This window comes from Streptomyces sp. CRN 30 (assembly GCF_034105845.1).
Genome location: NZ_JAVRHI010000459.1, coordinates 18,312 through 33,894 on the forward strand (window position 1 = coordinate 18,312; position 15,583 = coordinate 33,894).

16 protein-coding genes are annotated in these 15,583 nt (G+C 70.8%); 7 read left to right on the top strand and 9 right to left on the bottom strand.

The window, feature by feature from the left end; genetic code table 11:
- Positions 1-8 precede the first annotated feature (8 nt).
- The 4 genes from UW392_RS52020 (at position 9) to UW392_RS52035 (ending at position 3,617) form a co-directional block, all read left to right on the top strand.
- On the top strand, positions 9-1,247 hold the full coding sequence (locus tag UW392_RS52020) for a L,D-transpeptidase (RefSeq protein ID WP_320782447.1): 1,239 nt from the start codon (positions 9-11) through the stop codon (positions 1,245-1,247).
- A 58-nt stretch (positions 1,248-1,305) separates the two neighbouring features.
- A complete protein-coding gene (locus UW392_RS52025) occupies positions 1,306-2,073 on the top strand; it encodes an enoyl-CoA hydratase/isomerase family protein (protein ID WP_320782448.1) in 768 nt (255 codons plus the stop codon).
- A gap of 294 nt (positions 2,074-2,367) precedes the next feature.
- Positions 2,368-2,871, top strand: coding sequence for an ATP-binding protein (locus tag UW392_RS52030; RefSeq protein ID WP_320782449.1), 504 nt, complete (start codon positions 2,368-2,370; stop codon positions 2,869-2,871).
- Between the two features lie 128 nt (positions 2,872-2,999).
- Entirely contained in the window at positions 3,000-3,617 is a 618-nt protein-coding gene (locus tag UW392_RS52035) for an ADP-ribosyltransferase (protein ID WP_320782450.1), read from the top strand.
- On the opposite strand, the gene UW392_RS52040 is transcribed toward UW392_RS52035, so the two are convergent.
- Positions 3,571-4,269, bottom strand: coding sequence for a GNAT family N-acetyltransferase (locus UW392_RS52040; protein ID WP_320782451.1), 699 nt, complete (start codon positions 4,267-4,269; stop codon positions 3,571-3,573). The genes UW392_RS52035 and UW392_RS52040 overlap by 47 nt on opposite strands.
- A gap of 103 nt (positions 4,270-4,372) precedes the next feature.
- On the opposite strand from UW392_RS52040, the gene UW392_RS52045 reads away from it, so the two are divergent.
- Together UW392_RS52045 and UW392_RS52050 are read left to right on the top strand one after the other, a co-directional pair.
- Complete coding sequence (locus UW392_RS52045) at positions 4,373-4,585, top strand: EF-hand domain-containing protein (protein WP_320782503.1); 213 nt, start codon at positions 4,373-4,375, stop codon at positions 4,583-4,585.
- Between the two features lie 181 nt (positions 4,586-4,766).
- A complete protein-coding gene (locus UW392_RS52050) occupies positions 4,767-5,483 on the top strand; it encodes an NADPH-dependent F420 reductase (protein ID WP_320782504.1) in 717 nt (238 codons plus the stop codon).
- Between the two features lie 22 nt (positions 5,484-5,505).
- Here the strand turns inward: UW392_RS52050 and UW392_RS52055 are convergent, their stop codons facing one another.
- The 3 genes from UW392_RS52055 to UW392_RS52065 form a co-directional block, all read right to left on the bottom strand.
- Positions 5,506-6,063 (bottom strand): glycoside hydrolase family 25 protein, encoded by a 558-nt coding sequence (locus UW392_RS52055; RefSeq protein ID WP_320782452.1) that lies wholly within the window; start codon positions 6,061-6,063, stop codon positions 5,506-5,508.
- A gap of 142 nt (positions 6,064-6,205) precedes the next feature.
- Entirely contained in the window at positions 6,206-7,621 is a 1,416-nt protein-coding gene (locus tag UW392_RS52060) for an MFS transporter (protein WP_320782453.1), read from the bottom strand.
- 111 nt (positions 7,622-7,732) lie between these two features.
- Entirely contained in the window at positions 7,733-9,376 is a 1,644-nt protein-coding gene (locus tag UW392_RS52065) for a substrate-binding domain-containing protein (protein ID WP_320782454.1), read from the bottom strand.
- Positions 9,377-9,787: 411 nt separating this feature from the next.
- On the opposite strand from UW392_RS52065, the gene UW392_RS52070 reads away from it, so the two are divergent.
- Positions 9,788-10,165 carry a Uma2 family endonuclease gene (locus UW392_RS52070; protein ID WP_320782455.1) on the top strand — a complete coding sequence of 126 codons (378 nt, stop codon included), beginning with the start codon at positions 9,788-9,790 and terminating at the stop codon, positions 10,163-10,165.
- 70 nt (positions 10,166-10,235) lie between these two features.
- Here UW392_RS52070 and UW392_RS52075 read toward each other — a convergent pair whose 3' ends face one another.
- From UW392_RS52075 to glyA, 5 genes are all read right to left on the bottom strand, one after another.
- Positions 10,236-11,981 carry a DEAD/DEAH box helicase family protein gene (locus UW392_RS52075; protein ID WP_320782456.1) on the bottom strand — a complete coding sequence of 582 codons (1,746 nt, stop codon included), beginning with the start codon at positions 11,979-11,981 and terminating at the stop codon, positions 10,236-10,238.
- A 152-nt stretch (positions 11,982-12,133) separates the two neighbouring features.
- Positions 12,134-12,505, bottom strand: coding sequence for a hypothetical protein (locus UW392_RS52080; RefSeq protein WP_320782457.1), 372 nt, complete (start codon positions 12,503-12,505; stop codon positions 12,134-12,136).
- Entirely contained in the window at positions 12,502-12,765 is a 264-nt protein-coding gene (locus UW392_RS52085) for a hypothetical protein (RefSeq protein WP_320782458.1), read from the bottom strand. Before UW392_RS52085 ends, UW392_RS52080 begins: the two co-directional genes overlap by 4 nt.
- Positions 12,766-12,834: 69 nt before the next feature.
- Positions 12,835-14,202, bottom strand: coding sequence for an L-serine ammonia-lyase (locus UW392_RS52090; RefSeq protein WP_320782459.1), 1,368 nt, complete (start codon positions 14,200-14,202; stop codon positions 12,835-12,837).
- A 109-nt stretch (positions 14,203-14,311) separates the two neighbouring features.
- On the bottom strand, positions 14,312-15,574 hold the full coding sequence (glyA, locus tag UW392_RS52095; protein WP_320782460.1) for a serine hydroxymethyltransferase: 1,263 nt from the start codon (positions 15,572-15,574) through the stop codon (positions 14,312-14,314).
- Positions 15,575-15,583: the final 9 nt, after the last annotated feature.

Sequence of the window (15,583 nt, forward strand, 5' to 3'; positions counted from 1 at the left end):
AGAACAACTTGAACGCGCGTCCGATATCGGGGGCATCGGCAGGCACACGGGGGAACGGCGGCCGGAGGCTCTCCGCGCTCGCCGTCGGGGTACTGCTGCTGGCGGTGACCGCGTGCGGCGGGGGCGGCTCGGACTCCGGGTCCGGCGGCGGGGGCAAGGGGGACGCGGGCAAGGCCGAGAGCAAGCAGTCCGAGGCCGTCGTCACCATCGCCCCGAAGAACGGCGCCGAGTCGGTGGACACCAGCGGCGCACTGAAGGTCGGCGCCACCGAGGGCAGGCTCACCGAGGTCGTGGTCAAGGACGGCGACGGCAAGGAGATCGACGGGAAGATAACCGGCGACGGCGCCACCTGGACGCCGTCCACCCACCTGGCCGCCGCCACCGCGTACACGGTGCACGCGGTCGCCGAGGACTCCGAGGGCCGCACGGCCGCCGAGGACTCCCGCTTCACCACCCTGACGCCGAAGAACACCTTCATCGGCAACTTCACCCCCGAGGACGGCTCGAAGGTCGGCGTCGGGATGCCGTTCTCCATCCACTTCACCCGGGGCATCACCAACCCCGAGGACGTGGAGAAGGCCATCACCGTCAAGACCGAACCCGCCGTCGACGTCGAGCCGCACTGGTTCGGCAACGACCGCATCGACTTCCGCCCCGAGAAGTACTGGAAGCCCGGCACCGAGGTCACCGTCGATCTCGACCTCGACGGCGTCGAGGGCCGCGACGGCGTCTACGGCGAGCAGACCAAGAAGGTCTCCTTCACCATCGGCCGCAGCCAGGTCTCCGTCGTCGACGCCAAGAAACTCACCATGAAGGTGCAGCGCGACGGCAGGACCGTCAAGACCGTCCCCGTCACCACCGGCGCTCCCGGCTACGAGACCTGGAACGGCCAGATGGTCATCAGCGAGAAGCTCTCGGTGACCCGCATGAACGGCGAGACCGTCGGCTACGGCGGCGAGTACGACATCAAGGACGTCCCGCACGCCATGCGGCTGACCACCTCCGGCACCTTCATCCACGGCAACTACTGGGGCGGCGACGCCTTCGGCAACCGCAACGCCAGCCACGGCTGCGTCGGCCTGCGCGACACCCAGGGCGGCTGGGACGAGGACGCCCCGGGCGCCTGGTTCTTCGAGAACTCGATGATCGGCGACGTCGTGGTCGTGAAGAACTCCGACGACGACACCGTGGCCCCGGACAACGGGTTCAACGGCTGGAACATGTCCTGGGCGGAGTGGACGGCCTGAGCGCGATGTGACATCCGCCCCTCGGCCGGCGCCGTTAGTCACCGTTAACCTGCTGGGCATGACGGTAACCCTCGAAGTCACTGACGGCGTCGGCACCCTGCGGCTCGACCGCCCGCCGATGAACGCCCTGGACATCGCCACCCAGGACCGGCTGAAGGAACTCGCCGAGGAGGCCACGCGCCGCGACGACGTGCGCGCCGTGGTCCTCTACGGCGGCGAGAAGGTGTTCGCCGCGGGCGCGGACATCAAGGAGATGCGGGCGATGGACCACGCGGCGATGGTGCTGCGGGCCCGCGCGCTGCAGGACTCCTTCACCGCCGTCGCCCGCGTGCCCAAGCCGGTGGTGGCCGCGGTCACCGGGTACGCGCTGGGCGGCGGCTGCGAACTGGCGCTCTGCGCCGACTTCCGGATCGCGGGCGACAACGCCAAGCTGGGCCAGCCGGAGATCCTGCTCGGTCTCATCCCGGGGGCCGGCGGCACCCAGCGGCTCTCCCGGCTGATCGGCCCGTCCAAGGCCAAGGACCTGATCTTCACCGGCCGTCAGGTGCGGGCCGACGAGGCACTCGCACTCGGACTCGTCGACCGGGTGGTGCCCGCCGCCGAGGTGTACGAGCAGGCCCACGCCTGGGCGGCCCGGCTGGCCCAGGGGCCCGCGCTCGCGCTCCGCGCGGCGAAGGAGGCCGTCGACACCGGCCTGGAGACGGACCTCGACACCGGCCTCGCCGTGGAACGCAACTGGTTCGCGGGCCTGTTCGCCACGGAGGACCGCGAGCGCGGTATGCGCAGCTTCGTGGAGGAGGGTCCCGGGCGGGCCAAGTTCCTCTGAGGGGCGACCCAGGCAGGCGAAGTCCTCCCGAGGGGCGTCCTGTTGACGCGGTGTCCGTTGCGGGGTACCTCGTTGGAGCGGATTCGGCGGGGCTCGGGGCAACCTCGGGGCTGCCTTCTCGACCGCCACCGCCGATCGCCGACGGGGGAGGCGTCCATGCAGGTCACCGCCGGTGACGGGAGTGTTCCACTGCCACTGGCATATGCCGAACGCCACCCGCGCGCACAGGGGCGCACGGGGGCGTATTCGTCCGGAACGGCCCCGGAGCGCGCCGCGGGCGGCCATGATGGGGGCATGGCGGGGCTGGAGCATACGGGGCAGCCGCGGGGAGCCGGACGTGCGACCGCTGCGCGCTGGTCGCCGGCGGTCGAGGACGAGTACGGGCTGAAGGCCGTGGAACTCCTCGGGAACCCCACGGAAGGCGAGGTTCCGCTGCCGTCCCGCCCGGAGTCCGCGGCCACCGCGCGCCGGCTCGCCCAGGTCGTCGTCCTGCGCCAGTGGCAGCTCGGTCCCAGACTCGCCGAGGACGCCGTCCTGCTCGTCTCCGAACTCGTCGGCAACGCCGTGCGGCACACCGGCGCCCGCGTCTTCGGACTGCGGATGCGGCGCCGCCCCGGCTGGGTCCGCGTCGAGGTCCGCGACCCCTCGCGGGGACTGCCCTGCCTCATGCCGGTCCAGCCGCTCGACCTCAGCGGCCGCGGCCTCTTCCTCGTGGACAAGCTCGCCGACCGCTGGGGCGTGGACCTGCTGCCGCGCGGCAAGACCACGTGGTTCGAGATGCGCGTGGTGGACCGCTAGCGTCGTTCTCGATGCGCGTGGTGGACTGCTAGCGTCATCTGGGCTCCGTAGGTGGGCAGTTCGCGGGACACGCCACTCACGGGTGACATTGCGCACCGCTCCCGCCGGGGGCCGCGATCCTGCTCGCCATGATCATCACTCGCCCGCTGCGCCGGGTCGCCGCCGCCGTCCTCTCCGCCGCCGCCGTCCTCGCCACGTCGGCCGCCACCCTCCCCGAGAGTGCCCCGGTCGCGGCCGCGCCCGTCGCCCGCGCCGCCGCACCGGCCTGCCCGGTCTACGACGACAAGCTCAAGGCCGCCGCCGACCCCCGCGTCGACCTCGACCGCATCACCCCCGAACCCGTCTGGCGCACCACCTGCGGCACCCTCTACCGCAGCGACGGCCGCGGCCCCGACACCGTCTTCGAGCAGGGCTTCCAGCCGAAGGACGTCGTGAACGGCCAGTACGACATCGCCAAGTACGTCGACGTCAACCAGCCCTCCCCGTACGTGTCGACCTCCTACGACCACGACCTCTACAAGACCTGGTACAAGTCCGGCTGGAACTACTACATCGACGCCCCCGGCGGCATCGACGTCAACCGCACCATCGGCGACACCCACCGCTGGGCCGAGCAGGCCGAGGTGGCCTTCCCGGGCGGCATCGACCGCAGGTACGTCGTCGGTGTCTGCCCGGTCGACAGGAAGACCAAGACCGAGATCATGGACGAGTGCCGGAACAACCCGTACTACGAGCCGTGGCACTGACCCCCGGGTCTCCTCGGACACTGAGCAGCGCCTCCGACCCCACCGGTCGGTAACCGGCCGCCTGGAACGCCCGCAGACTGCGGGCGTTCCCCGCCGACACCTGCGCCCATACCGGCTCGCCCCCGGACAGGTGCCGCGCCGCCGTCACCAGCCGCCGCCCCAGCCCTCGGTCGCGGCACCCCTCGTCCACCTCCACCGCCGTCTCCAGCCGGCCGGCCACGCCGCGGCCCAGCACCAGCAGCCCGCCGTCCGCCGCGAACACCCGCACCTCGTCGCGGCGCCGCCGCGCGGCCCGCACCCGCGGATGGTCCCCGTCCGCCACCGGCTCCAGATCCACCGGCGGCGCGCCCCGCAGCGGCGACCCGGCCAGCAGCACGTCGACGGTGTCGGTCGTGCGCCCCGTCCGCGCCATGAAGGCCGCCAGGAAACCCGCGTGCATCGTCGCGGCGAGCGCGTCGCACTCCGTCGCCGCCAGCGCCTCCCGCACCCACCGCGGATCCTCGTCGGTGAACACCACCGAGTGCGCCGTGAACGCGACCACCCCGGCGTCCCGGGGACCCGGCTGCGGCACCACCGTCGTACCGCCGTCGGCCGGCGGGAACACCCCGCGCGCCGCCGCGTCCAGCACCTCCCGCAGGGACCCTGCCACCATGTCCGCCCTCCCGCACCGGTCGCTCCGTCGTCGGAACGCTAATCTGACCTGCGTCAGTACGACGAGCACGGCGTGGCCGGAGCACGAGATGAGGGGCGGATCGGTGGCGGACATCGAGGAAGCACGCAAGCAGTTCGACCGGATCGACGCGGACGGCGACGGCCGCATCACGCCGGCCGAGTTCAGGACCGCGCTGGCCCAGGGCGGCGACTGGAACGTCACCGAGTCCGTCGCGGAGGCCATCATCAACAGCCGCGACCTCGACGGCGACAAGCTGCTGTCGTTCGACGAGTTCTGGGCGTTCCTGAACAAGTGACGCGCCGGGTGTGTCCGCCGGGAGACCCGGCGGACACACCCCGTCCGCCGGCGCCCCGCCCACCGTCAGCGCGGCCCCACGCGCCCGCCGCGGCGGAGATCCCGCGCGCGGAGCCGGAGGACCCGTTCGGGCGTACGGAGGAATAGGGCACCCGCCGGGCCGGTTACCGATCCCCGACGGCATTCTTCGCTCCGTCTCCGTTCCCACGACCCGGAAGGTCAGGCGAGTCGGCATCATGAAGATCGGCATCATCGGCGCGGGCAACATCGGCGGCAACCTCACCCGGCGGCTCACGGCGCTTGGCCACGACGTCTCCGTCGCCAACTCCCGCGGCCCGCAGACCCTCACGGCCCTCGCGGAGGAGACCGGCGCGCGGCCGGTCCTGGCCGCCGAGGCGGCCCGCGACGCGGAGATCGTGATCGTCACCGTCCCGCTGAAGGCGATCCCGGACCTCCCCTCCGGCCTGTTCGAGGGCGCCGCCCGGGACGTCGCGGTCATCGACACCAACAACTACTACCCCCGCCAGCGCGACGGCCGCATCGCCGCCATCGAGGACGAGGGGATCACCGAGAGCCGCTGGATCGAGCAGCACCTCGGCCACCCGGTGATCAAGGCGTTCAACGGCACCTACGCCCAGGACATCCTGGACCGCCACCGCCCCGCCGGCGACCCCGACCGCATGGCCCTGCCGGTCTCCGGAGACGACGAGGCGGCCAAGGCGAAGGTCCGTTCCCTGATCGGCGAACTCGGCTTCGACACGGTCGACACCGGCACGATCGCCGACTCCTGGCGCCAGCAGCCCGGCACCCCGGTCTACGGCCTCCGCGGCGGAACGGAGACCGTGACGAAGGCATTGGCGGAGGCGTCAGCGGAACGGCCTGAGGACTTCAAGGGCTGACCCGGCCGTGCCGCCTCAGTCCTTAGTCCTTGGCGGCCCACTTCTTCAGCGCCGCCTTGCTCTCGAAGTCGGCCACGTTCTTGTCGATCGGGTCGGACGTGTACTGGTGGAAACGCCACTTGGCCTGGATGCGGGGCTCGCCCTTGGTGACATAGTCGGCGATCCAGAGGCCGTCACCGGCATAGGATGTCGTGTCCACGTTCAACCAGAAGTTGCGGTTGCAATAGAGGATCACCCGGTTGTTCGGCCGCAGCTCCTTCAGTTTCTTGATGAAGCGGTCCTTCTCCGCATTGCTCGCGTGGGTGCCGTCGCCCGTCGTCTCCCAGTCGACGGCGAGGATGTCGCCGGCTCTCTCCGGGGCCTTCTTGGCGAAGTACTCGGCCTGGGCGGTCAGGTTGCCCGGCCACAGGAAGTGGTAGAAGCCGACGACCAGGCCGGCGTCGCGGGCCCGCTTGGTCTGGGCCGACAGCTTGGGGTTGGTGTACGAGCGGCCCTCCGTCGCCTTTATGAAGACGAAGGAGAGGCCGTCCGTGTCGTACGAGTCTGACTGGTACGCGCTCACGTCGATGCCGCGCAGCATGGGAACTCCCTCGGGTGCCTGGTGGCTCAAGTTCCTTGAGGACGGGAGTAGTTGTTATGCCCCGTCCGGGCGGCTGTACGCCGGGCGCGCGGAAGCGCGGCCTCCGGTGGTGGTGAACGCCGGTGGTGAGCGCCGGTCCGACTCAGGAGGCGGAGGAGGTGAGGGGGGTGGCGGGGGCGGGGGCCTCTGCCGGGGCCTCACCCTCGTCCAGGGAGACGTTCTTGGTCTCCTTGCCGAGGAGCAGCGCGATCAGGGTCAGGACGGCCATCGAGGACAGGTAGACGCCGACCAGCCACGGTGAGCCGTCCCCGGCCTCCCACAGCGCCACCGCGATGAACGGCGCGACGGCCGCGCCGAGGATCGAGCTGACGTTGTACGAGATGCCGGACCCGGTGTAGCGCACGCTGGTCGGGAACAGTTCCGGCAGCAGCGCGCCCATCGGGCCGAACGTCATGCCCATCAGCGTGAAGCCGAGGACCAGCCACAGGACGACGCCGAGGGTGCCCAGGCCGATCAGCGGCACCCAGACCAGGCCGAAGACGACGATCGCGGCGGTGATGCAGATCAGGGTGGTCCGGCGGCCGTACTTGTCGGCGAGCGGGCCGGAGACCAGGGTGAACACGGCGAAGAACAGCACGCCGAAGATCATCATCAGCACGAAGGTGGTGTAGCTGTAGCCGAGGCCCGGCACGTCGGCGTCCTTCGCCGTACGGCCGTAGCTCAGCGAGAACGTGGTCATCAGGTAGAACAGCACGTACGTCGCCAGCATGATGAAGGTGCCGAGGATCAGCTGCTTCCAGTGGCCCTGGACGACCGTGGCCAGCGGCAGCTTGCGGACCTTGCCGGTCTCCTGGGTCTTGGCGAACACCGCCGACTCCACCAGCCGCGACCGCACCCACAGGCCGATCGCGACCATCACCGCGGAGAACAGGAACGGGATGCGCCAGCCCCAGCTCGCGAAGGCGTCGGAGGGCTGGGTGGGGTCGGCGCCGGCCGTGGACGGCAGCACCGCGCCGATGATCAGGAAGAGACCGTTGCCGATGATGAACCCGAGCGGGGCGCCGAGCTGCGGGAACGTGCCGTACAGGGCGCGCTTGCCCTTGGGCGCGTTCTCCGTGGCGACCAGCGCCGCGCCGCTCCACTCGCCGCCGAGCGCGAAGCCCTGCGCGAGCCGCATCAGCACGAGCAGCGCGGTGGCGACCCAGCCGACCTGCGCGTAGGTCGGCAGGACACCGATGAGGAACGTGGCGATGCCCATGGTGAGCAGCGAGACCACCAGCGTCTTCTTGCGGCCGAGCCGGTCCCCGAGGTGGCCGAAGACGACGGCGCCGATCGGCCGGGCGACCATCGCGGCGCCGAACACCGCGAAGGACGAGAGGAGCGCCGTGGTCGCGTCGCTGCTCGGGAAGAAGAGCTTGGGGAAGACCAGGACCGCGGCGGTCGCGTAGATGTAGAAGTCGTAGAACTCGATCGTCGTGCCGATGAGGCTGGCGATGAGAACACGCGAGCGCGGGTTGACGGGGGTCTGGGCTGAGCCGGGGGTGGCTGGTGCGGGCATGGCTCGGTCTTTCACGTGCGAAAAGTTCTGGACACCCACCCTCTCAGGCGTCTTATTTTATGGAAAGCGTATGTCAGAGTGTGAGACGCCGCGCCCCGGACCTGCGCGGATTCAGACCGGCTCGCACTCACCCGTGTTCTGCGCCTCGGAGCACAGCCCGTGCCCGTGCTCGTGGAGGATGTCCCGGCCGCTCTGCTGGGTGAGGAAGTTCAGGAAGGCCGCCGCCGGCGAACCGGCGGGCGCGTCGCCGTAGGTGTAGGCGTACTCGGTCTGCCAGTACGGGTAGCCGGTGTCCTCGACGCCCTCCGCCGTCGGCACCTTGCCGTCGATCTTCAGCTTGACCAGGCGGTCGGCGCCCTTGTGCCCGTCGACGCCCTCCGCCTCGCTGTACCCGATGCCGCCGGCCTCGGCCGCGGCCGTGTCCAGCATGGCGTCCGTGTCGGCGACCTCGCAGCGGGCGTACCGGTCCGCCTTCAGGGAGGCGCAGTCGGTCACGGTGAACTGGGGCGGCTCCTCGCCCTTGAGGACCTTGGCGACGAGGGTGCCGCGGGTGCCCGAGCCCGGGTCCCGGTTGATCAGGTGGACGGGTGTGTCGTTGCCGCCGACGTCGCTCCAGTTCGTCACCCGGCCGTCGAAGACGTCGCGGATCTGCGCCAGCGTCAGGTTCTCGACGCCCGCCCCCTTGTTGACGACGAGGGTGAACACCGAGAAGGCGACCGGCTTCGGGACCAGCCGCGGGTGGCCGTCGGAGGCGAGCCCGTCGGTGAAGGCGATGTGGTCGCCGAGGCCCTCGCCCACCTCGACGCCGGCCTTCTCACCGGCCCGGTCGAGATCGGCGACCCCGTCGGTGCTGCCCTCGAAGGGGTTGTCCGAGAGCGGGATGCTCAGCTCCGCGCCCGCGCAGCGGTCCAGGTAGTCCTCGGCGGCGGCCCGCACGGCGGGCGCGAACGCGGTCGACCCGTGGAGGTTCAGGGTGCCGCCCACGCAGTCCAGCGGGGGCCGCCGGTCATCGGACCCGAACAGCGTGAAGCAGGCCTGCAGGGTGACGCCCGCTATCAGTATCCAGACCAGCCACCACGCGGGCCGGGAGGCGAAGACGTGGCTCTCGGTCCGGGTCGCCTTCAGCCGGAAGAACCGTTGCAGGGCGTCGTACCAGCGGCCCTCGCCGTCGGCGCCGGTGACCTCGGGCGTCGGGAACTTGTCGGAGGTGAGATCGGTGGACCAGCGCTCCAGCACGACGAGCACCTTGTACTCGGAGCCCCGGGGCAGCACCACCTTCGGCAGCCGGACGACTCCGGTGCGCTCCGCCTCGTTGTTGTCGCGGCGGAAGCCGGGCTTGGCGACGGTGCGGACGGTGTTCTCGTCGTGCCGCTCCTGGACGAAGAAGAAGTCGGGTATCTCCTGCTGGCTCGGGTCGGTGAGGACCACGGCCGCCACCCGGCGGTTCCGGAAGGTGACCTTGATGCCGTAGGGGTCGGCGGGGTCGGCCAGATAGTCATCGGAGATGATCTTGGCCGACCCGGCGTTCTCGATCCGCAGCAGGACGAACGAGGGGTCCTTCAGCTCCTTGCCGTCGTGCTGCATGTCCCCGAGCACATCGGCGTACGGCTTGCCGGCCACGTCGGCGGCGAGGGTGTCCATCTGCACCCGGTACCCGAGCCGCTTGCGGCCCACGACGGCGAACTCCCACAGGAACGCCCCCACCGGGAAGGCGACACTGAGGATCGCGATCCACTGCTCCACCTGTTCGTTCATCGCAGGCACCCCCGATTACCCGGCCATGCGCACAGTGACAGGGAGCCCAGGGTGGCGAGTGGGGACGGGGTGGTGCCAGCGCTGCGGGAAGTCGCCGACGGCTGTTCATCCGGCGGACACCTGCGCAACGTTCCGTTCGCTCGGCATCCCCGGTTCCGGTTCCGCTCAGCGCCCGCTGCCGGTGTCGTTCTGGTGCCCACCCGAGGCGGAGGCGGGACGGGCGGGCGTCTATGGCGGGGGGCGCCGGGGTGCGCCGGAGTATCGAGCAGGCCACAGGGATGACTATCGAGATCATCGGAGGCGCCCTCGTGATGTCCCTATGCCCGAGCGGCAGGCACGCCGGAATCATCATCGACCTGCGCGACGCCCATCCGCCCGGGGCTCTCGGTCGCGTACGAGGTGTTCGAAAACGTGTCCACCCCGATGCCCGGCGATCCGGACGACTACACCACTCCGGACCTGACCGTCGGCCCTCGTGCGTTCAAGGACGACGACGGCTGGCTTCCGGACGCCGACGCGGTCGAACTGGACGTGGAGGTCATCTCCCCGACCGAGCGTCTCAAGGGCATCAATGAGAAGACCGCGTGGTACGCCGCCGCAGGCATCGCGTGTCTTCTGCAGGTCGACCCCCGGACGGGCACGTGGTCGCTGTTCGGCCGACCCGGGGAGGGCGAGTACCGGAGCGTCGTGCACGGCAAGTACGGCGAAGAGGTGCCGTTGCCCGCCGATCTCGGTGGAGATCTACGCACGGACGGACTGGGCCTGTACGGGACGCCACCGGGCCGCTGACCGCAGCGTGTCTCAAGGGCCCGGTACCGAGCAACCTGGGCACGCTGCTGTTGCGTGCCCATGCCCTCGTTCAGGTCCGCCAGCCGGCCTCCATGCCGCAGTCACTATCCCGGCAGCGACTCCGCGACCTGGCGGAAGTGGGCAGCGGCCTCGTCGAGGCGGTCCGCCACCTCGGAGACGATCTCCTTGGGGGAGCCGAAGTCACCCAGTTCCGGCACCAGACAAGCCGGACGTTGACGCCGTCGGTGACCGCCGCTGGATAGGTGCACTCGCTGACCAGGTTGCCGTTGAAGTAGCCGAATGTCTGGGCGACGGGTGGCGCGGTGAGGCCGACGACGGGCGCGTCGAAGTACCCCGGGACGGAACGCCACTTGCCGTAGATGGAGCGGTGGTACTCGTCGACGACGATCAGGTCGAAGGACTCGGGCGGGATACCGGCGTTGTAGCCGACGGAGATGTCCCCCGGCGCGTCATAGGAATACTCGTCCTCGCCCCTCGTGGCAGGGACGGTCGCGCCCGTCAGCTCCATGTACAGGCGCTGCACGGTGCAGACGACGACCTTCGCGGAGGGGTTCATGCCGCCGGCACCGAGGCGCTGCACGTTGAACAGGCCGGCGACGGTGCGGTTGGTGTCGGGCGTGGTGACGTTCTCGAACTCGTTCTGCGCCTGGGCGCCCAGGTTGTCGCGGTCCACCAGGAACAGAATTCGCTCGGCCTGCGCGAACCTGAGCATTCGGTACGAGAAGGTGACCACCGTGTACGTCTTGCCGGCGCCGGTCGCCATCTGCACGAGCGAGGGGGACTGGCCCGTGCCCTGCTGGCCCTTGCTCCGGGCGACGGACTTCTCCACCTCGCGCACCGCCGTGATGTGGGCGGGGCGTAGCGGGCGTTCATCCAGCTCGGGCATGCGCAGACGCAGCCGGGCCCGGTAGGAGAGGGCCTGAGGGTCTTGGTCGGCCTGGCGGATCCAGCGGGCCAGGGTGCGGACCTGCGCCTCGGTGAGAGGCTCGCGGGCTGCCTGCTCGGCGTTCTCCAGGAGGCGGGCGCGCTCGGCGACGGCCTCGGATGCGGTGGCGGGGCTGGTGACCTGCTCGCGCAGCAGTCGGGCGTCGGCCGCGGACTGGGCCTGCTGGAGCGCCGCGAGCTGATCATGCATGGCGGCGACCTGGCGGGCCAGGTCTTCACGCTCCGCCGCGGCTTCGGCAAGCTCCCGCTCCGCCGTGATGCGGGCAGTCTGCTCCGCCTGCGCTTGGGACGCCTGGCCCTCGTAGGTGAGGCGGGCCTCCTTCAGAGCGCGCCGGGTCTCCTTCACCTGCGCGCGCAGGGCGGTGTTCTGTGCGGCCGGCGTGCGTGCCGGCCCCGGCGGGACGAAGGTTCGCTGTTCGCGCGAGCCGCTGATCAGGCGGTGGTACCAGACGCCGAGCCGATGACAGGTTCGCAGGGCACGGAAGGCGTCGTCCGGGTCGTTGTAACCCTCGTGGTTGGCCTTGTTGCCCAGGACGCGAACCTCGTGGAAGGCGGGCCCCACGTCGCCGTGCAGATAGCCCTCTCTGTCCAGCGCGGCCAGACGTGCGACCTGCTTGCTTCCGGTGAACTGGACGCGGCCCCGGGGTACCAGGTCGGAGGCGAGAGCCTCACCGAACTGCCGGGACTTGATCAGCGAAGTGTTCGGGTCGGTGAAGACGTTGGCCTCGGCACTCGAACCGTAGGCGACGAGCATCGGCACATGGTCGTACAGGAAACCGAAGTTGCCTGAGGTGCGGGCGAGTTCGGCGAGTCTGGGATCCAGCGTCTGTGTCGCGCCACCTGCGCTCATCGCAGAGGTACCGCTCTTCCTGGCGTGCTGCCGGCGGCGACGAAAGTCCTGGCGCGTGAACAGCCCGGTTCTGGAACACCCGGCGGAAGCCGGGGCCCGCAGGCGCCGGTGTCGAGCCGGGCGGACTGTGAGCCCGGCGCCGACGGCCGGGCTCACGGCTTGCCGATGTCCACAGCCCACACTCCCGTCCCGTCGTACGCCTCCGGGATCGCGGTCAGTACCTGGCCTTCGCCCTGGCCGGCGGCCGACGCGTAGACCGCGTGCGCGTGCCGCCAGTCGACGCCCGCGGCGGTCGCCTGTTCCACGGCGGCGGCCCCGGCGAAGTCGAGAGGCAGGAACTCCAGGCCGGGAAGCGCCCCCGTGTGCGCCACCGCGCCAGGAAGCTCCATGCCTGCCGCGAACAGGCACAACGCGGGGACGTGTGCGCGTTGAAGCGGATCATCGACCTCGACCACGGCCAGGCCGGACAGCAGACGGTGTCCCCGGCACAGGGCGACCACCGCGGTGTGGTCCAGGATGATCACCGGCGCTCTCCAAGGCGGCCCCCGGCGATCTCCGCGCGCCAGGCCTGAGCCTCGCGTACGTCCTCATCGGTCAGCTCCGGTTGCAGGTTCGCGCGGACGTACGCGATCGCCCGAGCCGTCCGCTCGGCCCGTTCGGCCTCGGTGGGAGTCGCCGCGACGACGCTTTCCACGTATGCGCGGGTACTGAGTCCGCGCTCCTCGGCCAGGGTGCGGAGACGATCCCTTATGCCTTCGGCGATCTTGATAGTGGTGTCAGCCATGACGTGAGAATACCAATGAATACATTGGTCGGCGGTGCCTATCGGTGTCCTGGTGAGGCGCCCGTCTCGCTAACACTCAATGATGTTGACCGCCAGCCCGCCCCGGGCCGTCTCCTTGTACTTCACCGACATGTCCGCGCCGGTCTCCTTCATGGTCTTGATGACCTTGTCGAGGGAGACCTTGTGGCTGCCGTCGCCGCGCATCGCCATCCGCGCGGCGGTGACCGCCTTCACCGCGGCCATGCCGTTGCGCTCGATGCACGGGATCTGGACGAGGCCGCCGACGGGGTCGCAGGTGAGGCCGAGGTTGTGCTCCATGCCGATCTCGGCGGCGTTCTCGACCTGCTCGGGGGAGCCGCCGAGCACCTCGGCGAGCGCGCCCGCCGCCATCGAGCAGGCGGAGCCCACCTCGCCCTGGCAGCCGACCTCGGCGCCGGAGATGGAGGCGTTCTCCTTGAAGAGCATGCCGATCGCCCCCGCGGCGAGGAGGAAGCGCAGGACACCCTCCTCGTCGGCGCCGGGGACGAAGTTGAGGTAGTAGTGCAGAACGGCGGGGATGATGCCGGCCGCGCCGTTGGTGGGGGCCGTGACGACCCGGCCGCCGGCCGCGTTCTCCTCGTTGACCGCCATCGCGTAGAGGGTGATCCACTCCATGGCGAGGGCCTGCGGGTCGCCCTCCGAGCGCAGCTTGCGGGCGATGTGTGCGGCGCGGCGGCGGACCTTCAGGCCGCCCGGCAGGATGCCCTCGCGGCTCAGACCGCGGTCGACGCAGGCCCGCATGACGCGCCAGATCTCCAGCAGGCCCTCGCGGATCTCGTCCTCGGTGCGCCAGGCCCGCTCGTTCTCCAGCATCAGCGCGGAGATCGACAGGCCGGTCTCGCGGGTGCGGCGGAGCAGCTCGTCGCCGGTGCGGAAGGGGTACTTCAGGACCGTGTCGTCCGGGACGACGCGGTCGGCGCCCACCGCGTCCTCGTCGACCACGAAGCCGCCGCCCACCGAGTAGTACGTCTTGGTCAGCAGCTCGTTCCCGGCGGCGTCGTAGGCCCACAGGGTCATGCCGTTGGCGTGGTACGGAAGGGCCTTGCGGCGGTGCAGGACCAGGTCGGCGTCGAAGTCGAAGGGGATCTCGTGGTCGCCGAGGAGGCGCAGGCGGCCCTCGGACCGGATCGCCGCCACCCGCTCGTCGGCCGTCTCCACGTCCACCGTGCGGGGCGAGTCGCCCTCCAGGCCCAGCAGGACCGCCTTGGGGGTGCCGTGGCCGTGGCCGGTCGCGCCGAGCGAGCCGTACAGCTCGGCCCGGACCGAGGCGACGGAGTCCAGCAGTTCCTCGTTGCGCAGGCGGCGCGCGAAGATGCGGGCCGCGCGCATCGGGCCGACCGTGTGCGAGCTCGACGGGCCGATGCCGATCGAGAACAGGTCGAAGACCGAGATGGCCACGGGGACTCCTCAGGAAAAAAGGGAGGGCGGTGCGGGTCCGGTCGCCGGGCCCGTCCGCTTGCACGGACGGGCCCGGCGCTCCGGTGGGGTCAGGAGATCCGGTGGGGCGTTACTGCGCCGGCCCCGGGTACAGCGGGTGCCGGCCGGCCAGGGCCGCGACCCTCGCCCTGAGCGCCTCCGCGTCGTACGACGGCTTCAGCGCCTCGGCGATCACGTCCGCGACCTCGGTGAAGTCCTCGGCCGTGAAGCCGCGGGTCGCCAGGGCCGGCGTGCCGATGCGCAGACCGGAGGTCACCATCGGCGGCCGCGGGTCGTCGGGGACGGCGTTGCGGTTGACCGTGATGCCGACCTCGTGGAGGCGGTCCTCGGCCTGCTGGCCGTCCAGTTCCGAGTCGCGCAGGTCGACCAGGACCAGGTGGACGTCGGTGCCGCCGGTGAGGACGGAGACGCCCGCCGCCGCGGTGTCCTCCCGGACCAGGCGCTCGGCCAGGAGCCGGGCACCGTCCAGGGTACGACGCTGGCGCTCGGCGAACTCCTCGCTCGCCGCGACCTTGAAGGCGACGGCCTTGGCGGCGATCACGTGCTCCAGCGGTCCACCCTGCTGACCTGGGAAGACAGCAGAGTTGATCTTCTTGGCCAGGTCGGCCGTGGAGAGGATCACACCGCCGCGGGGGCCGCCCAGCGTCTTGTGCGTGGTGGTCGTCACGACGTGCGCGTGCGGGACGGGGCTGGGGTGCAGCCCCGCCGCGACCAGACCGGCGAAGTGCGCCATGTCGACCATCAGGTACGCGCCGACCTCGTCCGCGACCCGGCGGAACGCGGCGAAGTCCAGCTGCCGCGGGTAGGCGGACCAGCCGGCCACGATCAGCTTCGGGCGGCGCTCCTTGGCCAGCCGTTCGACCTCGGCCATGTCGACCCGGCCGTCCTCGCCGACGTGGTAGGCGACCACGTCGTAGAGCCGGCCGGAGAAGTTGATCTTCATGCCGTGGGTCAGATGGCCGCCGTGGGCGAGGTCCAGACCCATGATGGTGTCGCCGGGCTTGAGCAGCGCGGCCATCGCCGCCGCGTTGGCCTGCGCGCCGGAGTGCGGCTGCACATTGGCGTGCTCGGCGCCGAACAGCGCCTTCACCCGCTCGACCGCGAGCCGCTCGACGACGTCGACGTGCTCGCAGCCGCCGTAGTAGCGGCGGCCCGGGTAGCCCTCGGCGTACTTGTTGGTGAGGACCGAACCCTGCGCCTCCATGACCGCGACCGGCGCGAAGTTCTCGGAGGCGATCATCTCCAGCGTGGACTGCTGGCGGTGCAGCTCGGCGTCGACGGCGGCGGCGACCTCGGGGTCCAGCTGGTGCAGGGGGGTGTTCAGGAGGGTCATCGGGGGACC